Below are 16868 nucleotides of genomic sequence, written 5' to 3' on the forward strand. Positions count from 1 at the left end.
CTAAATAAGGAATAAGGTGCGCGTAAAGCTGGGTGGAAGGAGAGCCATATCGTGCTGCAGCCTGGGCTGAAACGTCGCTTGACCAGGGGATTCGTGTCAGTGGCCGCCGTCGCCGCCCTCGGCGCCGCCAGCGCGTTCGCCGCGCCGGCCGTCGTCGCCGAGCCGTCGGCGACCACGATCCCGGCTGTGGACGAGATCGTCCACAGCCCGAATCTCCGGTCGATCGCGAACGTCCCGCAGCAGGGACCGTTCACCAAGGACTCGACCGGCACCGACATCGCGTTCACCAAGGGTCACGCGATCACCGGCACGTACGACGGCTTCAACGTCTACGACGTCCGCAACCCCTACCGCCCGAAGATCGTCAGCCAGGTCCTCTGCCCCGGTGGGCAGAACGACGTGTCGATCTCCGGCGACCTGCTCTTCCTGTCGACCGACGCCTCGCGCAGCGACAACTCGTGCACCAGCGTCGCGAAGCCCGCATCGGACAAGACGGCGTGGGAGGGCATCAAGATCTTCGACATCTCGAACCTCGCGGCGCCGAAGTACGTCGCGGCGGTCGAGACCGACTGCGGTTCGCACACCAACACCCTGGTGCCGGACAAGCGCGGCAAGGACGTCTACATCTACGTCTCGTCGTACGCGCCGTCGGCGAACCTGCCCGACTGCCAGCCGCCGCACGACAAGCTCTCCATCATCAAGGTCCCGGTGAAGGACCCGGCGAAGGCTTCGCTCGTCGCGACGCCGGTGCTGTTCCCGGACGGCGGCAACGCCGGCGGCCCGAACCCCGACGGCACCAACCGGTCGGCGACCACCGGTTGCCACGACCTGACGGCGCTGCCGGAGAAGGACCTGATGGCCGGTGCCTGCATGGGTGACGGTGTCCTGATCGACATCGCCGACCGGCTCAAGCCGCGCGTCATCAACCGAGTCCAGGACAACGTGAACTTCGCGTTCTGGCACAGCGCCACCTTCAACAACGACGCCACCAAGGTCGTCTTCACCGACGAACTCGGCGGCGGCGGCATGGCGACCTGCCTGGAGAAGTTCGGCTCCACCCGCGGTGCCAACGGCATCTACGACATCACCGGCCGCGGCGACAACCGCAAGCTGGAGTTCCGCAACTACTACAAGATCCCGCGTCTCCAGTCCGAGACCGAGAACTGCGTGGCGCACAACGGTTCGCTGGTTCCGGTGCCGGGCAAGGACATCATGGTCCAGTCCTGGTACCAGGGCGGCGTTTCGGTGTGGGACTTCACCGACTCGAAGAAGCCGAAGGAGATCGCGTACTGGGAGCGGGGCCCGCTCTCGAACGAGAAGCTCGTCGGCGGTGGGACGTGGTCGGCGTACTGGTACAACGGCTACATCTTCTCGTCCGACATCGTGAAGGGCCTGGACGTCCTGGACCTCAACGACTGGCGGACCTTCCCGGCGAAGCTCGTCCGGCAGAACCAGTTCAACGCCCAGACGCAGTACAAGCTGCACCCGGGCTTCAACTAGTCCTAGCGTGAGATGAAAGGCCCGTTACTTGCAAATTTTGCAAGTAACGGGCCTTTCATAGCGTCCTGAGGGGGCACTCAGACGAGCCAGGCGGCGGCGTCCGGAGGCAGCTTCCCGTTCACCAGCGGAACGCTCGACAGCAGCACCTCGCCCGGCGGCAGCGCGATCGGGCTCGCCGACGTGTTCAGCGCGCAGACCAGCCCGCCGCCCCGCCGCCGGAACGCGAAACAGCCCGCCGGGGCGCCGTACCACTCGAGGTCTTCGCCGCTGAAAGCCTGGTGCGACTTGCGGATCTCGATCGCCCGCCGGTACAGCGACAGCGTCGACGCCGGATCCTCCAGCTGGGCTTCCACGGTCACCGAAGCCCACGAAGCGGGCATCGGCAGCCACGTCCGCGGATTCCGCGAGAAGCCGAACGGCGGCAGGTCGCCTTCCCACGGCAGCGGCACGCGCGACGCGTCCCGGCCGAATTCGGCGCCGGAGGTCTTGGCGCGCGGGTCCGCGAGCGCGTCTGGCGGGAGGTCGACGTTCCCGAGTCCCAGTTCCTCGCCGTTGTACAGATAGACCGTTCCGGGCAGCGCGAGTTCGACCAGTGCCATCGCGCGGGCTCGCCGGACCCCCCGCTCGCCGCCGCCGTACCGGCTGACCTGCCGCCAGACGTCGTGGTTGCTCAGCGTCCAGGTGGCGGGGGCACCGGCGGACTTCGGCACCGCCAACGACCGTTCGATGGCCGTCCGCAGCGCGTCCGCGTCGAAATGCGTGAGCACGAGCCGGAAGTTGAACGCCAGATGCAGTTCGTCCGGCCGCAGGTAGCGGGCGAGCCGTTCCTCGTCGGTCACCCAGATCTCGCCGACGGCCATCGCGCCCGGGTACTCGTCGAGCACCTTGCGGATCATCTGGTGGATCTCGTGGACGCGGTCGTTGTCGAACCGCGGGTCGTAGAACTCGCTCGGCCCGTGCGGGGTCACCCGCGGGTCCATGTCCGGCAGGCCCGGTGGTTTCGCCATGCCGTGCGCGACGTCGATGCGGAAGCCGTCCACGCCGTGGTCCAGCCAGAACCGCAGGGTCCGCTCCAGATCGGCGGCGACCTCGTGGTTGCCCCAGTTCAGATCCGGCTGCTGCGGGGAGAACAGGTGCAGGTACCACTGGCCGTCCGGGACCCGGGTCCACGCCGGGCCGCCGAACGCGCTGACCCAGTTGTTCGGCGGCAGGTCGCCGCGCGGGCCGAGTCCGTCACGGAAGATGTAGCGATCCCGTTCCGGGCTCCCCGGCGGCGCCGCCATCGCCGATTTGAACCAGGCGTGGGTGTTGCTGGTGTGGTTGGGGACGACGTCGATGGTGACCTTGATGCCGCGTTTGTGCGCCTCGGTCAGCAGGACGTCGAAATCACCGAGGGTGCCGAACATCGGGTCGACATCGCGCGGATCGGCGATGTCGTACCCGTGGTCGGCCATCGGCGAGCGGTAGAACGGCGTCAGCCACAGCGCGTCGACCCCGAGCAGCTCCAGGTACCCGAGCTTGCCGCGGATGCCTTCGAGGTCACCGACGCCGTCCCCGCCGGAATCGGCGAACGAGCGCACGTAGACCTGGTAGAAGACCGCCTGGTCCCACCAAGCCACGGCGCGCTTCATCAGACGAAACTGTTCATCATGCTGTTGGCGGCCATCTCCAGGTACGCCCACAGCTGACCGCGGTAGGGCTCCTCGATGTTCTCTTCGTCGACCGCGATCTTGATGCAGCGCAGCCAGGCGTCGCGTTCGATCGGGCCGATCTTGAACGGCCCGTGCCGCATCCGCAGCCGCGGGTGGCCGCGCTGGTCCGAGTAGGTGTGCGGGCCGCCCCAGTACTGCATGAGGAACAGCCGGAAGCGTTCCTCGGCCGGGCCGAGGTCCTCCTCCGGGTACAGCGGCCGAAGCACCTCGTCGACCGCCACTTCGGCGTAGAACCGCGCGACGATCCGGGTGAAGACCGGTTCACCGCCGATCGCCTCGTACAAGGTCGTGGGGTCTGGTTCGCTCACGGACACAGCTCCATTCTGCCCTTGTCCTACTGGGCCGCGGGGCCGGACGACATAAAGCGCCCCAGAGGTGGCTCGAAGCCCGCTTCGTCGAGCGCGCCGAGCAGGTGCGCCCGCAGCGCGCGCTGCACCGCCCACTGCTTGCCGGGCCGGACCTTCACCGTCAGGCGGAGCTTGATGCCCTCGGGGGTCACGGTCTCGACACCGAGCATCTCCGGCGGCTCCAGCACGCTGGGCGCCAGTCCTTCGCTTTCCAGCAGGGACGTCGCCTTGGCGGCCATCAGCTCGGTGGCCTTCTCGACGTCGGCGGAGTAGCTGAGCGGGACGTCGACGACGGCCACGGCGAAGCCCTGGCTCGAGTTGCCGACCCGCAGCACCTCGCCGTTGCGGACGTACCAGACGGTGCCGTTGATGTCACGCAAGGTGGTGATCCGGAGGCCGACGGCCTCGACGGTGCCCGCCGCCTCGCCGACGTCGACGACGTCACCGACGCCGTACTGGTCCTCGATCATCATGAAGATGCCGGAGAGGAAGTCCTTGACGAGGTTCTGCGCGCCGAAACCGAGCGCGACACCGACGATGCCGGCGGAGGCGATGATCGGCGCCAGGTCGATGCCCAGTTCGCCCAGCACGAGGATGAACGCCAGGCCGTAGATGAACAGTGTCGCCACGGACTTGAGGACCGAGCCGATGGTGGCGGCGCGCTGACGGCGCCGTTCCATCACCGCCGACCCGAGCATCTCGGGAGCCTTCTCCCGCAGAGGTCTCAACAGGGCGGGCAGCTTCTTGGAACCGCTCGGCATCCGCGTCACGCGGTTGATCAGGCGACGCACCAGGTACCGCAGCAGGAACGCCACGGCGATGATCATCAGGATCTTGATCGGCTTCGTCAGCAGCCAGCCTGCCGACGCGGAGAGCCATTCGTTCTTTGTGACCTCGAACACCTGACCGCACAGGGTGCTGGCGTCCTTCGTGCAGGCAGGGGGTTCGGTGGGCAGCAGGTTCACTGAGAAGAAATGTCCTTTCGTACTCGGCGGGGATCGTTCGCGCTGCTCGGGCGCGGCGGGCGCTCCGGCGGATCCGAAAAACCCGGTATCAGGTGGCCGCCGGGTCGCGCGCATGTGACACGTCCACTAACACACGTGCACTTTGGGGCTGATCTGTGGTCGACTATGCCTGCACCGGTGGAGGTGGTCGAGTGCCAGACCGACAACCCATCCCCCTCGGCGTCCCGAGCCAAGCCTTGGCCGGACAGGCGCCGGAGGTCGTGTTGCGCGCTCATCCGGGAGGTGCCCCCTCGCACGGGGCTCCACCGGGCGGGCCGGGAACGCGGCCAGGGGGTGTTGCCCGCCCGCCCGGACAGCGTAGAGGGCGGGATCCGTCGACTTCGGCGGTACCCACTACGACTACGGCGTCGTCTTGGGGCCGCAGACGGGTATTGCTGTTGAACGCCACGTTCGAGCCGCTCACGGCGTTGCCGCTGCGGCGCGCTGTGGTCCTCGTGATGTGCGGCAAGGCCGAGGTGGTGCACGGCGACCCGGCAGGGCTCGAACTGCACGCCGCTTCGGTGTCGTTGCCCGTGCCCTCGGTGATCCGGCTGAGCACCTACGTGCGCGTGCCTTACCGCGCGCAGGTGCCGCTGACCAGGGCCGGGCTGATGCATCGCGACCGGTACCGCTGCGCCTACTGCGGAGGGCGGGCCGAGACGATCGACCACGTCATCCCGCGTAGCCGGGGCGGTCCCCACAGTTGGACGAACTGCGTGGCCTGCTGCGCCAAGTGCAACCACCGGAAGGCGGACAAGCTGCTTTCCGAGATCGGCTGGCGGCTGCGCGTCGTGCCGAGGGCCCCGCACGGGCCGCACTGGCGGCTGCTCGCGCATTCCAAGGAGGCCGACCCGTTGTGGCGGCCGTACCTGGGAACCGCGGCCTGACCGGGCCTTGACCGGGTTCCGAACACGTCGGCGCCCCGGCTGCCTTTCGGCGGCCGGGGCGGGCCGATGATGCCGTGATGAAGCTCTCTACCGCTACAAGTACGCCGTTTCCCTGTCAGCCGGCCGTGCTCTGGCTCAGGCGGCGAGGGAGAAGTCGCTCTGGCAGGTGACGCGCGTGCCACGGGTGACGCGGGTGCCACGAGTGACCCGGGTGCCGCAGGTGACGCGGGTTCCGGCCGTCACGCGGGTGCCGCGAGTGACGCGCGTGCCCCTGGTGACGCGAGTGCCGGCGGTGACGCGAGTGCCACGAGTCACGCGGGTGCCGCGAGTGACCCGGGTTCCGGCGGTGACCCGCGTACCGCGAGTGACGCGTGTACCGCGCGTAACCCGTGTGCCCGCCGTCACACGCGTACCGGGGACGAATCCAATTTCGAAGAGTGACGAAACGTCGTCGATGATCGCCTGGCCGGGTGTCTGGGTGCTCTGCATGACATATCCTCCTGCGACCGGTGCGTTACCTGCTGGGGTGTGGGAGCTGGGCGCAAGGCCCGTACAGGTGAAAAAGCTACGAGGATTTCAAGGCCGCGACAAGACGACAGCGCCGGGTGCGGCCGCCCGTACGTTGAGTTGCAACCTTTCGGCCTTGAGGGCTTCGGCTCAACGTGGGAGCGCTTTCGCGGCAAGCGGCGGACGGCCCCCTCCTGGCGGTGAGCGGTCCGTGTCGCGGAGCACGTCCGCGCGGGTGCGTACCGGGTGCGGCCCGGCGTTCCCGACCCCCGTCGGATACGCTCACGCGCGTGAACCTTGTCGAGACGATCCTGGTCTTCGCGGTGATCCCCTTGGCCATCTACGCACTTTGCGGAGTGGCCACGCTGCGGTCGAAGGGCGCGGGCGTCGCCCGGTACCGGCCGGGGCAGCCGTGGGAGTACCCGGCCATGTGGTGGAGCGCCAACCCCGACGGTGTCGGCGCCAGGCATTCGCACGCGAACACGGGCGGCGCGACCGCCGTCGGCGCGGCGAACACGACTTCGGTGACGGGAGGCGCTCGTGGCAACTGGTGAACTGACCCATTCGTCCACCGCTGTTGACGAAGAGCCCGGTTACGGCGCCGTCGTTACCTCCAGCGGCCGGATCTCCGCCGCCAAGATGTACGAACCGGCTGGGCCGATCAGCCCATTCACCACCCAGCAGCTTGCCCGGCTGGACGAGGCGCTGACCCTGGCCAGCCGCGAGACCGGCCTGGACTTCAGCGTGTACCTCGGCGACCTCGGCGAGGACACCCGCGTCGCGGCCGAGGGTCTGCTCGCCACGACCGACAACCCGGCCGACGGCGTGTTCCTCGCCGTGTCGCCCGGGCAGCGGGCCATCGAGATCGTGACGGGCTCGCAGGCCAAGCACCGCCTGCCCGACCGCGGTGCGAAGCTCGCCGTGGCCAGCATGGTGGCCTCCTTCAAGGAAGGCGACCTCGTCGGCGGGCTCGTGAACGCTCTCCGCATGCTGAGCGACCAGGCCGGCGCTCCGCAGCACTAAGTACCCTCAAGCACTTTCGAGTGCAATGAAGGGGACTTTCATCGCAAAATTTGCGATGAAAGTCCCCTTCATTGCGTTTACGGGACCTAGAGCCCGGCCTGCGAGTCGAACTCACGGGCGGCCAGCGCCCGCACGATCCCGGCCCGGCCTTCCGACACGAGACGGCGCAGCGCGGCGGGGTGGTCTTCCCCGGCCAGCCACGCGTCCGACGCCTCCACGGTCGACGCCACGACCGCCCACGACGGGAACAGCCCGACCACGGTCGGCTGCGCGCGCTCGCTGGAGCGCCGCTGCCACACCTCGTCGATGACGTCGAAGTAGCGCGTCACGTAGTCGCCGAGCAGGTGCTTCTGGCCGGGGTGGGAGAAGCCGGTGATGAGCGAGTCGCTGACCGCGTTGGGCAGCTCGTCGTCGTACACCGCCCGCTGCCACGCGTCGGCCTTCGCCTCGTCGGTCGGCCGCAGCGCCCGCGAGCGCTCCGCCTGACGCCGCCCGGCGGCGGTGTCGTCCTTGGCGAGTTCCGCGTCGATCTCCGGGTTCTCCGCCTTGCCGTGCGCGACCAGCGCGTGCAGCAGCCGCCAGCGCAGGTCGGTGTCGACGGTCAGGCCCTCCAGGGGTGCCGTGCCGTCGAGCCAGCCGGAGATGATCTGCAGCGTCTTGTCGTCGAGCACCGAACCGGCGAGCGAGTTCACGAAGGCGAGCTGGTGGTCCGAACCGGCCTCGGCGCCCTGCGCCAGCTCCAGCAGCCGCGAGCTGAACTCCGGCCAGCCCTTGTCCGCCGCCCACGTGGTGTTCGCGTACGAGTTCAGCGCCGTCTGCGCCTGCAGCAGCAGCCGCTGCACCACGCCGACCTCGGTCTCGGTGTGCACGCCGCGCTGCACCAGCGTGACGAAGTCGCGGGCCTTGAGCTCGGCCTCGCGCGTCATCTCCCAAGCCGCCGACCAGCACAGCGTGCGGGGCAGCGGATCGGTGATGTCGGCGATGCGGTCGATCAGCGTGGTCAGCGACGCCGGGTCGAGCCGCATCGTGCAGTAGGTCAGGTCGTCGTCGTTGACCAGCACGAGCTTGCCGGCCGGGAGGCCGACCAGGTCCGGCACCTCGGTGCGTTCGCCGTCGATGTCGAGTTCGACGCGGTGCTTGCGGACGATCTTGCCGTTCTCGTCCTCGTCGTAGACCCCGACCGCGACGCGGTGCGCGCGCAGTTCACCGGCACCCGGCTTGGCGCCGGTCTGGGTGACGGCGAAGGCGGTGTACTTCCCGTCGGCGCCGACCTCGTAGCGCGGGCTGAGCGAGTTGAGGCCGGTGGTCTCCAGCCACTGCGCACTCCACCACGAGAGGTCGCGGCCGGAGGCCTCTTCCAGCGCGCCCAGCAGATCCGCCAGGGTCGCGTTGCCCCAGGCGTGCTTGCCGAAGTAGACCTTCAGGCCTTCGAGGAAGTGGTCGAGCCCGACGTAGGCGACGAGCTGCTTGAGGACGCTCGCGCCCTTGGCGTAGGTGATCCCGTCGAAGTTCACCTCGACCGCGTGCAGGTCGACGATGTCCGCCGCGATCGGGTGCGTCGAGGGCAGCTGGTCCTGCCGGTACGCCCACGACTTCTCGATGTTCGCGAAGCTGGTCCAAGCGTTCTTGTACTCGGTCGCCTCGGCCTGGGCCAGCACGCTCGCGAAGGTCGCGAACGACTCGTTCAGCCACAGGTCGTCCCACCAGCGCATGGTGACCAGGTCGCCGAACCACATGTGCGCCATCTCGTGCAGCAGCGTCTCGGCACGGCGTTCGTAGTAGTAGCGCGTGACGCGGCTCCGGAAGACGTAGTCCTCCAGGAAGGTGACCGCGCCGGCGTTCTCCATCGCGCCCGCGTTGAACTCCGGCACGAACAGCTGGTCGTACTTGGAGAACGGGTACGGGGTGGCGAACTTCTCGTGGTAGAAGGCGAAACCCTGCTTGGTCTCGGTGAACAGCCTGTCCGCGTCCATGTGCTCGGCGAGCGAGGAGCGGCAGTAGATGCCGAGCGGGATCGTGCGGTGCTCGTCGGAGTACTCGTCGTGCCACACGCTGTACGGGCCCGCGATCAGCGCGACCAGGTAGGTCGAGATCCGCTCGGACACGGCGAAGACGGTCCGGACGGCCCCTTCCGGGGTCTCCTCGGCCGACTCGACCAGCGCGTTCGAAATGACCTTCCAGTCCTTCGGCGCGAGCACGGTGAGCCGGTAGACCGACTTGAGGTCGGGCTGGTCGAAGCAGGCGAACATGCGCTTGGCGTCGGCGGTCTCGAACTGCGTGTAGAGGTAGACGCCGTCGTCGACCGGGTCGACGAACCGGTGCAGGCCTTCGCCGGTGTTCATGTACCGGCAGACCGCGTCCACGACGAGCTCGTTCGACTCGCCGAGTCCGGGCAGTTCGACGCCCTTGTCCTCGACGTACCCGCTGACGTCGAGCTCCGTCCCGTTGAGGACGGCCGACTCGATCCCCTCGGCGACGATGTCGATCCATGACGCTTCGCCGCTTCTGGCGCTCGCGAACTTGATCGTCGTCTTCGACGTGAAGGTCTTCTCACCGGGACCGCCGCGGCCGTCGGTCAGATCCAGCTCGATGTCGTAGGACTCGACGTCGAGCAGATCCGCGCGCAGCTTGGCTTGGTCTCGGGTCAGGTTGGGGGCGGGCACTGGCACCTCTGGTCATCGGTATCGGTTTTGGTTTCCAACTACAGGCATCCAATCATGTCCAGGCCGGTGCTGACGACGGGAACAACGCCGACGGCCGCGATGTTGGCTCGCTGTGTAGCACCCTGCGTGTACCGGCCCACCCAAGACGATGGCACTGGGAGAACCTGATGACCGCCCCGTCCGAGACGACCAAGGTCGACTTCTACTTCGATCCGATCTGTCCCTTCGCCTGGATCAGCTCGCGCTGGATCCTCGAGGTGGAGAAGCACCGCGACCTCGACCTGAGGTTCCGGATCATGAGCCTGTCCGAGCTCAACAGCGGCCGCGAGGACCTGCCTGAGCAGTACAAGGAGCTGCTGGACCGCGGCTGGGGCCCGGTCCGCGTCGCGACCGCGCTGGCGCAGAAGAACGGCGAGGAGGCCCTGCGCGACTTCTACACGGAGTTCGGCACGCGCCATCACAACCAGGGCGACAAGGACATCCCGAAGGTCATCAAGGAGACCCTCGAAGCCATCGGAGCCCCGGCGGAGCTGGCCGAGGCCGCCGAGTCGACCGAGTACGACGAAGCGCTGAAAAAGAGTCACTACGAAGGTATGAATCCGGTCGGAATGGACGTCGGCACGCCGACCATCCACATCGACGGGGTCGCCTTCTTCGGCCCGGTGCTCAGCTCGATCCCGCGCGGCGAGGACGCCGTCAAGGTCTTCGACGGCGCCCGCGCGCTGGCGAGCTACCCGGACTTCTTCGAGCTGAAGCGCACCCGGTCCGGGGACCTGAACTTCGACTAGGCCGTCGCGAGTGCCGCTCTGGTGACATCGTCGGGGTAGGAGGACCTCGCGACGGCTTCGTCCGTCGTGAGGTCTCCTGCCGCGATCGCGGTTTTGAGCGCGGTGAGCTCACGCAGCCCTTCGCGGTGCTTCTCGATGAAGGCGGTGTCGACCGGCGCCCCGTGCCCGGCGACGATGATCTTCGGCTCCAGTTCGAGGATCGCGCCCATCACCCCGGTCCACTCCACGAGTGAGCTGTCCTCGTTGAACGAGAAGGCGCTGAAGCCCGCTTCGGCGTTCTCGACGGCGTCACCTGCGTATATGACTCCTGCGTCGGGCACGTGGACGAACAGGTCGTGATCGGTGTGGGCCCGGCCGAGGAACCGCAACACGACCCTGCGGCCGCCGAGGTCGATCTCGGAGGTGTCGGAGACCGGCTTGTTCGGCAGGGTGATCACGGTGCGCTCCAGCGCCTCCGCCATCTCCGGGCGGTTTTCCCCGAGGTAGTGCTGTATCCACTTACGCCGCGCGCCTTCGCCGTAGGTGGTCAGCTCGGTCCGGCAGCCTTCGTGCGCCCAGATGTCGCACGGCAGGAACGGCGTGGTGCCGAAGGCGTGGTCGAAATGCGCGTGGGTGTAGACGACCGACCACGGCAGCGGCGTGATCTCCCGGACCGCCGCGGCGAGTTCGGCGCCCTGTTCGACGTCGCCGCGGACGTCGACGACCAGGCAGTGGTCACTGCCCACGACCAGGCCGACGGTCAGGTCCAGTTCCTCGTAACGCCGGGCGTACACGCCGTCCGCGAGTTCGAGCCAAGTCACAGGTCCTCCAGAATTCCGTTGCGCAGCACCGGAACCGTGCTGCTTGTGTCGAGCCGGGCGGCGAGAGTCACGTCGTTCGCGTGCCCGGCCGCGGCGAGCTCGCGCCCTGAGGAACACTCTGTCAGCGCCTCGGCGATGTCGATGGCTTTGGCCGCGATCGCCGCGAGCAGGGCTTCGGGGGACGGGCGGCCGTAATCGCCGAGCGCGGCGATGATCGCGCCCGCACCGAGCTGATCCTCGACGCAGGGCCTCAGCGGTCCGAACTTCTTGGCTTCGGTGTGCATGTCGATACCCCAGCGTTCCCCGGCCGGGACGACGCCGATCGGCGCGCCGTCCGCCAGTTCGGTCGCGCGAGCGGCGACCGCGGTGGCGTTGCGAAGGCAGCCCGCGAGGACTTCGGCACCGGTCGTGGCGGCGGCGTCGCAGAGCGTGGCGCCGTTGGGGGAGGGGAGCGCGAGGAGGGTGCCGGAAGGGATTTCCGTCACAGACGAAGGTCGCAGAGTCCAGTCGCCTTCACCCGCGAGGATGGCGCCTCGCTCTTTCGCGGCATCCTCGCCGCGGTGATCGCGCCAGCGGACCGGCAGCACGCGTCCTCCGTTGCCGAGGACGAGATCCGTGGTGGTGCAGAAGGAAAGTACGTCGACGATGATCAGGACCGCGCACGCGCCGCCGAGGACGCCGACGCCTTCGGGTCCCCATTCGAGTCTGATGTCCGCTTCGGTCTGGCCCCAGATGTCCACCCCCACAGCATGCCCGCGCCGGAACGTGATGGCAGACTCCGCGCTGTGCGTGTTTACCTTGGCTCTGACCATGCCGGTTTCGAACTGAAGAACCACCTCGTGGCCCACCTCAAGGAGCAGGGCCACGACGTCGAGGACGTCGGTCCCTTCGTCTACGACGCGGCCGACGACTACCCGGCCTTCTGCATCGAGGCGGCCCGCCGGGTCGTCGCGGACGAGGGCAGCCTCGGCATCGTCGTCGGCGGCTCCGGCAACGGCGAGCAGATCGCGGCCAACAAGGTGAAGGGCGCTCGCGCCGGCCTCGCTTGGAGCGTCGAGACCGCGAAGCTCACCCGCGAACACAACCACGCCCAGCTGATCGGCGTCGGCGCGCGGATGCACACCACCGAAGAGGCCACCGAGATCGTCGAGGCGTTCCTCGCGACCCCGCCGAGCCCGGACGAGCGCCACGGCCGTCGCGTCCAGCAGATCCTGGACTACGAGAACACCGGCTGGCCGCCGCCGCTGCCCGAGCACTGACATGCCCGAGGGGCATACGCTCCATCGCCTGGCACGTCTGCACAAACGCCGTTTCGCCGGTCACCCGGTCGAGGTGAGCAGTCCGCAGGGACGGTTCGCCGCCGAAGCGTCCCGTTTGGACGGCCGGGTGCTGGTGAAGGCCGAGGCGTACGGAAAGCATCTGTTCCACGACTACGGTCCACACGGGACGGTGCACGTCCACCTCGGCCTCTACGGCACGTTCTCCGACGAGCCGTTGCCGGTGGGCGAGCCGATCGGGCAGGTGCGGATGCGGCTCGTCGGCCCGACGCATTCCGCCGACCTGCGCGGCCCGAACCAGTGCGAACTGCTCGACGCGCCCCGTGTCGACGCGATCAAGGCGCGGCTGGGCCCGGATCCGCTGCGCCGTGACGCGAAGCCGGACAAAGCGTGGGACCGGATCACCCGGTCGAAGACGTCGATCGCGGCGCTGCTGATGGACCAGTCGGTGCTCGCGGGCGTCGGCAACGTGTACCGCGCCGAGGTGCTCTTCCGGCACGGTGTCGCCCCGCTCGTTCCCGGCCGCGCGCTCGATCGCGCGCTGTGGGACGACATGTGGGCGGATCTCGTGACGCTCATGCGGCACGGTGTCCGGGTGGGACGGATCGACACGGTCGCGCCGGAACACCTGCCCGAGGCGACCGGCCGCGCGCCGCGGCAGGACCGGCACGGGGGCGAGGTCTACGTCTACCGGCGCGAGGGGATGCCCTGTCTCGTCTGCGGGACGCCCGTGCTGCGGAGCGATCTGGCGGCACGGAACCTCTTCTGGTGCCCGACCTGCCAACCCGCCTGACCTCCGCCCGCCCTGCCCGACCTCGGTCCCGGACGCTATGAAAGGCCCGTTACTTGCAAGTTTTGCAAGTAACGGGCCTTTCATAGCGCTTGAGGGACCGACTCGCGGCTAGAAGTCGAACCCGCCACCGTCGAAGCCGCCACCATCGAAGCCGCCACCGTCGAACCCACCGGCGTCCCCGCCCATGTCGCCTCCGGCGTCGCCGCCCGCGTCACCGCCGCCATCGGCGGCCCCGGCGTCCTCCTGGCCCGCGTCGTAACCGGACTCCCAGGCCGACGCGCTCGCGATCCCCGCCATTCCGGAGAACATCGCGCTGAACAGCAGCATCGAACCGAGACCCCAGGCACCGGCGACGAGCGCGGGCTTCCACCACGGCTCGCTGTACCAGCCCTGCGGCACCGGACGGCCCGCCACGCGTCCACCGGGGTAGTAGTGCGGCGTCCGCTGGCTCGGGTCCGGCGAAGCCTCGTAGTGCTCGCCCTCGACGTCGACGGAGCGGTGTTCGGTGACCTTGCCCGCGCGGTCGCGCTCTTCGCTGCCGGGCAGTTCCGGACCGGGGTCCATGCCCATCGCGAGCCGGGCGGCGCGGACGTAGTAGAGGCCCTCGATGGCCGTCTCGCGCACCAGCCGGGCTTGCTCGACGGTCTGCGCCTGCTCCATCTGGGAGCCCGCCGCGGTGAAGCGCTCGGACGCGTCCGCCATCGCCTGCTGGGAGGCGGTGTCCGTGCCGGTGATGTTCATGACCTGACCGCCGAGCCGCTCGACGAGGCGCCGTGCGTCGGCCTTCGCGTCGTCCAGCTGGCGCTTCTTGGCCGCCGCCTGGGATTTCGCGAAGTAGATGCCGCCGCCGACCACCACGACGAGGAGCACGATCAGGAAGATCGCGGTACCCATGGGTTCAACTCCAGGAATCGTTCGGCCTTTAGCCCGATCAACGCGGCCGCCGCGCCGGGGGTTCCCGCCAGTGCTCCCGGTCACCGCGACCACTGGCGGGGCAAACTAGAACACGTTATAGTTCGGCCCCATGAAGTTCACCCTGTCGATCGCGATGAATCCGCTCGATCAGCTGGGCGAGCTCGCCCGCGCCGCCGAAGAGGCGGGGTTCTCCTCGATCGCGCTCCCGGATTCCCTGTTCTACTCCGAAACGGTCTCGGCCGACTATCCGTACACACCGGACGGCAGCCGGTTCTGGACCGAAGAGACGCCCTGGGCCGATCCGCTGGTCGCGGCCGCGTCGATGGGCGCGGTCACCGAGCGGCTCACGTTCTACACCTCCGTGCTGAAACTCGGCTCCCGCAACCCGGTCCTGCTCGCCCGCCAGGTCAACTCGGTCGCGGCGCTGACCGGCGGCCGCTTCGGCCTCGGGCTCGGCGTCGGCTGGTCGCCGGAGGAGTTCCGCTGGTGCGGCGCGCCGTACGAGAAGCGCGGCAAACGCGTGGACGAGGCCATCGAAGTGCTGCGGCTGATCCTCGACGGCGGGATGGTCGAATTCCACGGCGAATTCTTCGACTTCGACAAGCTCCGCATGAGCCCGACACCACCGTCACGCGTGCCGTTCTACATCGGCGGCCACACCGATGTCGCGTTGCGCCGGGCCGCGCGCGTCGCCGACGGCTGGTCGTCGGCGATGATGAAATTCGACGACCTCCGCGAAACGATCGTCAAGCTGCGCGGGCTGCTGGCCGAGCAAGGCCGCGCCGAAGACCCGTTCGAGTACCAGGCCGTCTGCATCGACAAGTTCGGTCTCGACGGCTATCGCGAACAGGGCGAAATCGGCGTCACCGACATCATCACCATGCCGTGGGTGTTCGACGGCCTCGGTTTCGACGCCGAAGTCGGCCCGAAGCTCGATTCCATCAAGAAGTTCGGCGACGAGATCATCGCGAAGATCGGAGACTGAGCCATGGGTGTCGACGTCTGCTGGGATCCGGCCGCCACACAGCCGCCCGCGCGCGAGGCCGCTTTTCGCTCGATGACCGCCGTCACCGCCGGCGACAAGGCGGCGTGGCTCGAACTCTTCGCCGGGGACGCCGTCGTCGAAGATCCCGTGGGCCCGTCGATGTTCGACGAAGAGGGCAAGGGACACCACGGCCAGGACGGGATCAGCGCCTTCTGGGACAAGACGATCGGGAACGTCGAACGTTTCCAGTTCACCATCCGCGATTCCCACGCGGCCGGTGACGAGGTCGCGAACGTCGGCACGATCACGACGTACCTGCCCGGCGGCTATCGCGTCGACACCGACGGCGTGTTCGTCTACCGGGTTCGCGAGGACGGGCTGATCGTCTCGATGCGGGCGTACTGGGAAACCGAGCGCGCCATGGCCACCGCCAAGAAGGTCGAAGACTAGAGCCGCTCCGCGCGCCGGGTCAGGTACTGCTTTTCGGGCTCGCTCGAGGTTTGCCCCGCGGCCCGCAGGTACGCCTCACGCGCGGCGCCGGTGTCCCCGGCCAGTTCCAGCAGATGCCCTCGGACGGAATCGAGCCGGTGGGTCTGGCTCATCCGGCTGTCGTCGTCGAGGGTGGCGAGCAGTTCCAGACCCGCTTCCGGGCCGTTGACCTCGGCGACCGCGACGGCGCGGTTGAGCGTGACGACCGGGCCGGGCGAGACCTTCTCGAGGACGTCGTACAGCGCGAGGATCTGGTGCCAGTCGGTGTCCGCCACGGTCGCCGCCTCGTCGTGGACGGCGGCGATCGCGGCCTGCACCTGGTACGGCCCCACGGGTCCGGCTTCGAGGGCCTCGCTCACCAGAGAGACCCCCTCGGCGATCATCTCCGTGTCCCAGCGCGAGCGGTCCTGCTCGGCGAGCGGGACGAGCGAACCGTCGCCGACGGCGCGGGCGGCGCGGCGGGCGTCGGTCAGCAGCATGAGCGCGAGCAGGCCGGTGACCTCGTCCTCGCCTGCCATGAGCCGCCGGAGCAGCCGGGTCAGCCGGATCGCCTCGACGGTCAGGTCGGCACGCTGCAGGTCGGGTCCGCCGCTGGTCGTGTAGCCCTCGTTGAAGATCAGGTACAGCACCTGCAGGACGACGCGGAGCCGTTCGGCGAGTTCGGCGGTAGGCGGCAGGACGAACTCCGCGCCCGCCTTCTTGATGGTCTGTTTCGCGCGGCTGATGCGCTGGGCCAGCGTCGATTCCGGCACCAGGAACGCGTTCGCGATCTCTCCCGTGGTCAGGCCGCCGACGGCGCGCAGAGTGAGCGCGAGCTGCGACGGCGCGGACAGGGAAGGGTGACAGCACAGGAAAAGCACGGTGAGCGTGTCGTCCGATGAGGACACAGTGGATGGTTCACTCGGGTCCATCAGCGCGTCGTTCTCTTCGCGACGGCGTCGCGCGCTCTCGCTGCGCCACTCGTCCACCAGCCGCCGTGACGCCACTGTCGCGAGCCAGGATTTCGGGCTGTCCGGGATGCCCTGCTCCGGCCACTGTTGCGCGGCCGAGAGCAGGGCTTCCTGGACGGCGTCCTCGCAGGCGTCGAACTGCCCGTGCTTGCGCACCAGCAGCCCGATCACCTGCGGGGCCAGCTCCCTCAGGAGCGCTTCGATCCGGCGATCGTCCTTCACGACGCC

The 16868-nt window shown here is 68.5% G+C and carries 17 protein-coding genes; 9 read left to right on the top strand and 8 right to left on the bottom strand.

Annotated elements, in window-relative coordinates:
• Positions 1-51 precede the first annotated feature (51 nt).
• A complete protein-coding gene (locus ACLJRM_RS38455) occupies positions 52-1500 on the top strand; it encodes an LVIVD repeat-containing protein (RefSeq protein ID WP_101605934.1) in 1449 nt (482 codons plus the stop codon).
• A 77-nt stretch (positions 1501-1577) separates the two neighbouring features.
• On the opposite strand, the gene ACLJRM_RS38460 is transcribed toward ACLJRM_RS38455, so the two are convergent.
• The 3 genes from ACLJRM_RS38460 to ACLJRM_RS38470 are packed head-to-tail and all read right to left on the bottom strand — an operon-like array spanning position 1578 to position 4524.
• Positions 1578-3131: a glycoside hydrolase family 13 protein gene (locus ACLJRM_RS38460; RefSeq protein WP_410665854.1), complete on the bottom strand. Its 1554-nt coding sequence runs from the start codon at positions 3129-3131 to the stop codon at positions 1578-1580.
• A complete protein-coding gene (locus ACLJRM_RS38465; protein ID WP_101605936.1) occupies positions 3131-3526 on the bottom strand; it encodes a globin in 396 nt (131 codons plus the stop codon). Before ACLJRM_RS38465 ends, ACLJRM_RS38460 begins: the two co-directional genes overlap by 1 nt.
• 20 nt (positions 3527-3546) lie before the next feature.
• Entirely contained in the window at positions 3547-4524 is a 978-nt protein-coding gene (locus tag ACLJRM_RS38470; RefSeq protein ID WP_101605937.1) for a mechanosensitive ion channel family protein, read from the bottom strand.
• A 431-nt stretch (positions 4525-4955) separates the two neighbouring features.
• Here ACLJRM_RS38470 and ACLJRM_RS38475 point away from each other — a divergent pair, with 431 nt between their 5' ends.
• The 3 genes from ACLJRM_RS38475 to ACLJRM_RS38485 all read left to right on the top strand — a co-directional run bounded on the left by ACLJRM_RS38475 (position 4956) and on the right by ACLJRM_RS38485 (position 6980).
• A complete protein-coding gene (locus ACLJRM_RS38475) occupies positions 4956-5450 on the top strand; it encodes an HNH endonuclease (RefSeq protein ID WP_101605938.1) in 495 nt (164 codons plus the stop codon).
• A gap of 797 nt (positions 5451-6247) precedes the next feature.
• The gene (locus ACLJRM_RS38480) at positions 6248-6511 is read left to right on the top strand and encodes a hypothetical protein (RefSeq protein WP_101605940.1); all 264 of its coding nucleotides are present in this window, start codon (positions 6248-6250) and stop codon (positions 6509-6511) included.
• Positions 6498-6980, top strand: a complete 483-nt coding sequence (locus ACLJRM_RS38485) for a DUF5130 family protein (protein ID WP_410665855.1) — start codon at positions 6498-6500, stop codon at positions 6978-6980. Before ACLJRM_RS38480 ends, ACLJRM_RS38485 begins: the two co-directional genes overlap by 14 nt.
• Before the next feature lie 86 nt (positions 6981-7066).
• Here the strand turns inward: ACLJRM_RS38485 and pepN are convergent, their stop codons facing one another.
• Positions 7067-9643 (bottom strand): aminopeptidase N, encoded by a 2577-nt coding sequence (gene pepN / locus ACLJRM_RS38490; protein WP_101605942.1) that lies wholly within the window; start codon positions 9641-9643, stop codon positions 7067-7069.
• A gap of 167 nt (positions 9644-9810) precedes the next feature.
• Between pepN and ACLJRM_RS38495 the strand changes: the two genes are divergently transcribed.
• On the top strand, positions 9811-10431 hold the full coding sequence (locus tag ACLJRM_RS38495) for a disulfide bond formation protein DsbA (protein ID WP_101605943.1): 621 nt from the start codon (positions 9811-9813) through the stop codon (positions 10429-10431).
• On the opposite strand, the gene ACLJRM_RS38500 is transcribed toward ACLJRM_RS38495, so the two are convergent.
• Positions 10428-11231 (bottom strand): MBL fold metallo-hydrolase, encoded by an 804-nt coding sequence (locus ACLJRM_RS38500; RefSeq protein ID WP_410665856.1) that lies wholly within the window; start codon positions 11229-11231, stop codon positions 10428-10430. The two genes, ACLJRM_RS38495 and ACLJRM_RS38500, sit on opposite strands and share 4 nt — an antisense overlap.
• Complete coding sequence (locus tag ACLJRM_RS38505; protein WP_410665857.1) at positions 11228-11971, bottom strand: 2-phosphosulfolactate phosphatase; 744 nt, start codon at positions 11969-11971, stop codon at positions 11228-11230. Before ACLJRM_RS38505 ends, ACLJRM_RS38500 begins: the two co-directional genes overlap by 4 nt.
• Before the next feature lie 45 nt (positions 11972-12016).
• On the opposite strand from ACLJRM_RS38505, the gene ACLJRM_RS38510 reads away from it, so the two are divergent.
• Entirely contained in the window at positions 12017-12490 is a 474-nt protein-coding gene (locus ACLJRM_RS38510; protein ID WP_007034718.1) for a ribose-5-phosphate isomerase, read from the top strand.
• Position 12491: 1 nt separating this feature from the next.
• Positions 12492-13301, top strand: a complete 810-nt coding sequence (locus tag ACLJRM_RS38515; RefSeq protein ID WP_101605945.1) for an Fpg/Nei family DNA glycosylase — start codon at positions 12492-12494, stop codon at positions 13299-13301.
• 108 nt (positions 13302-13409) lie between these two features.
• On the opposite strand, the gene ACLJRM_RS38520 is transcribed toward ACLJRM_RS38515, so the two are convergent.
• On the bottom strand, positions 13410-14195 hold the full coding sequence (locus ACLJRM_RS38520) for a hypothetical protein (RefSeq protein ID WP_410604134.1): 786 nt from the start codon (positions 14193-14195) through the stop codon (positions 13410-13412).
• 130 nt (positions 14196-14325) lie between these two features.
• Here ACLJRM_RS38520 and ACLJRM_RS38525 point away from each other — a divergent pair, with 130 nt between their 5' ends.
• Both ACLJRM_RS38525 and ACLJRM_RS38530 read left to right on the top strand, forming a co-directional pair.
• Positions 14326-15201 (top strand): TIGR03619 family F420-dependent LLM class oxidoreductase, encoded by an 876-nt coding sequence (locus ACLJRM_RS38525; protein WP_410665858.1) that lies wholly within the window; start codon positions 14326-14328, stop codon positions 15199-15201.
• A 3-nt stretch (positions 15202-15204) separates the two neighbouring features.
• Positions 15205-15651 (top strand): nuclear transport factor 2 family protein, encoded by a 447-nt coding sequence (locus ACLJRM_RS38530; protein ID WP_101605948.1) that lies wholly within the window; start codon positions 15205-15207, stop codon positions 15649-15651.
• On the opposite strand, the gene ACLJRM_RS38535 is transcribed toward ACLJRM_RS38530, so the two are convergent.
• Positions 15648-16862: an RNA polymerase sigma factor gene (locus tag ACLJRM_RS38535; RefSeq protein WP_410665859.1), complete on the bottom strand. Its 1215-nt coding sequence runs from the start codon at positions 16860-16862 to the stop codon at positions 15648-15650. The two genes, ACLJRM_RS38530 and ACLJRM_RS38535, sit on opposite strands and share 4 nt — an antisense overlap.
• Between the last annotated feature and the right edge of the window lie 6 nt (positions 16863-16868).

Origin of the sequence: Amycolatopsis sp. lyj-84 (assembly GCF_046549075.1) — a bacterium.
Classification (GTDB): Bacteria; Actinomycetota; Actinomycetes; order Mycobacteriales; family Pseudonocardiaceae; genus Amycolatopsis.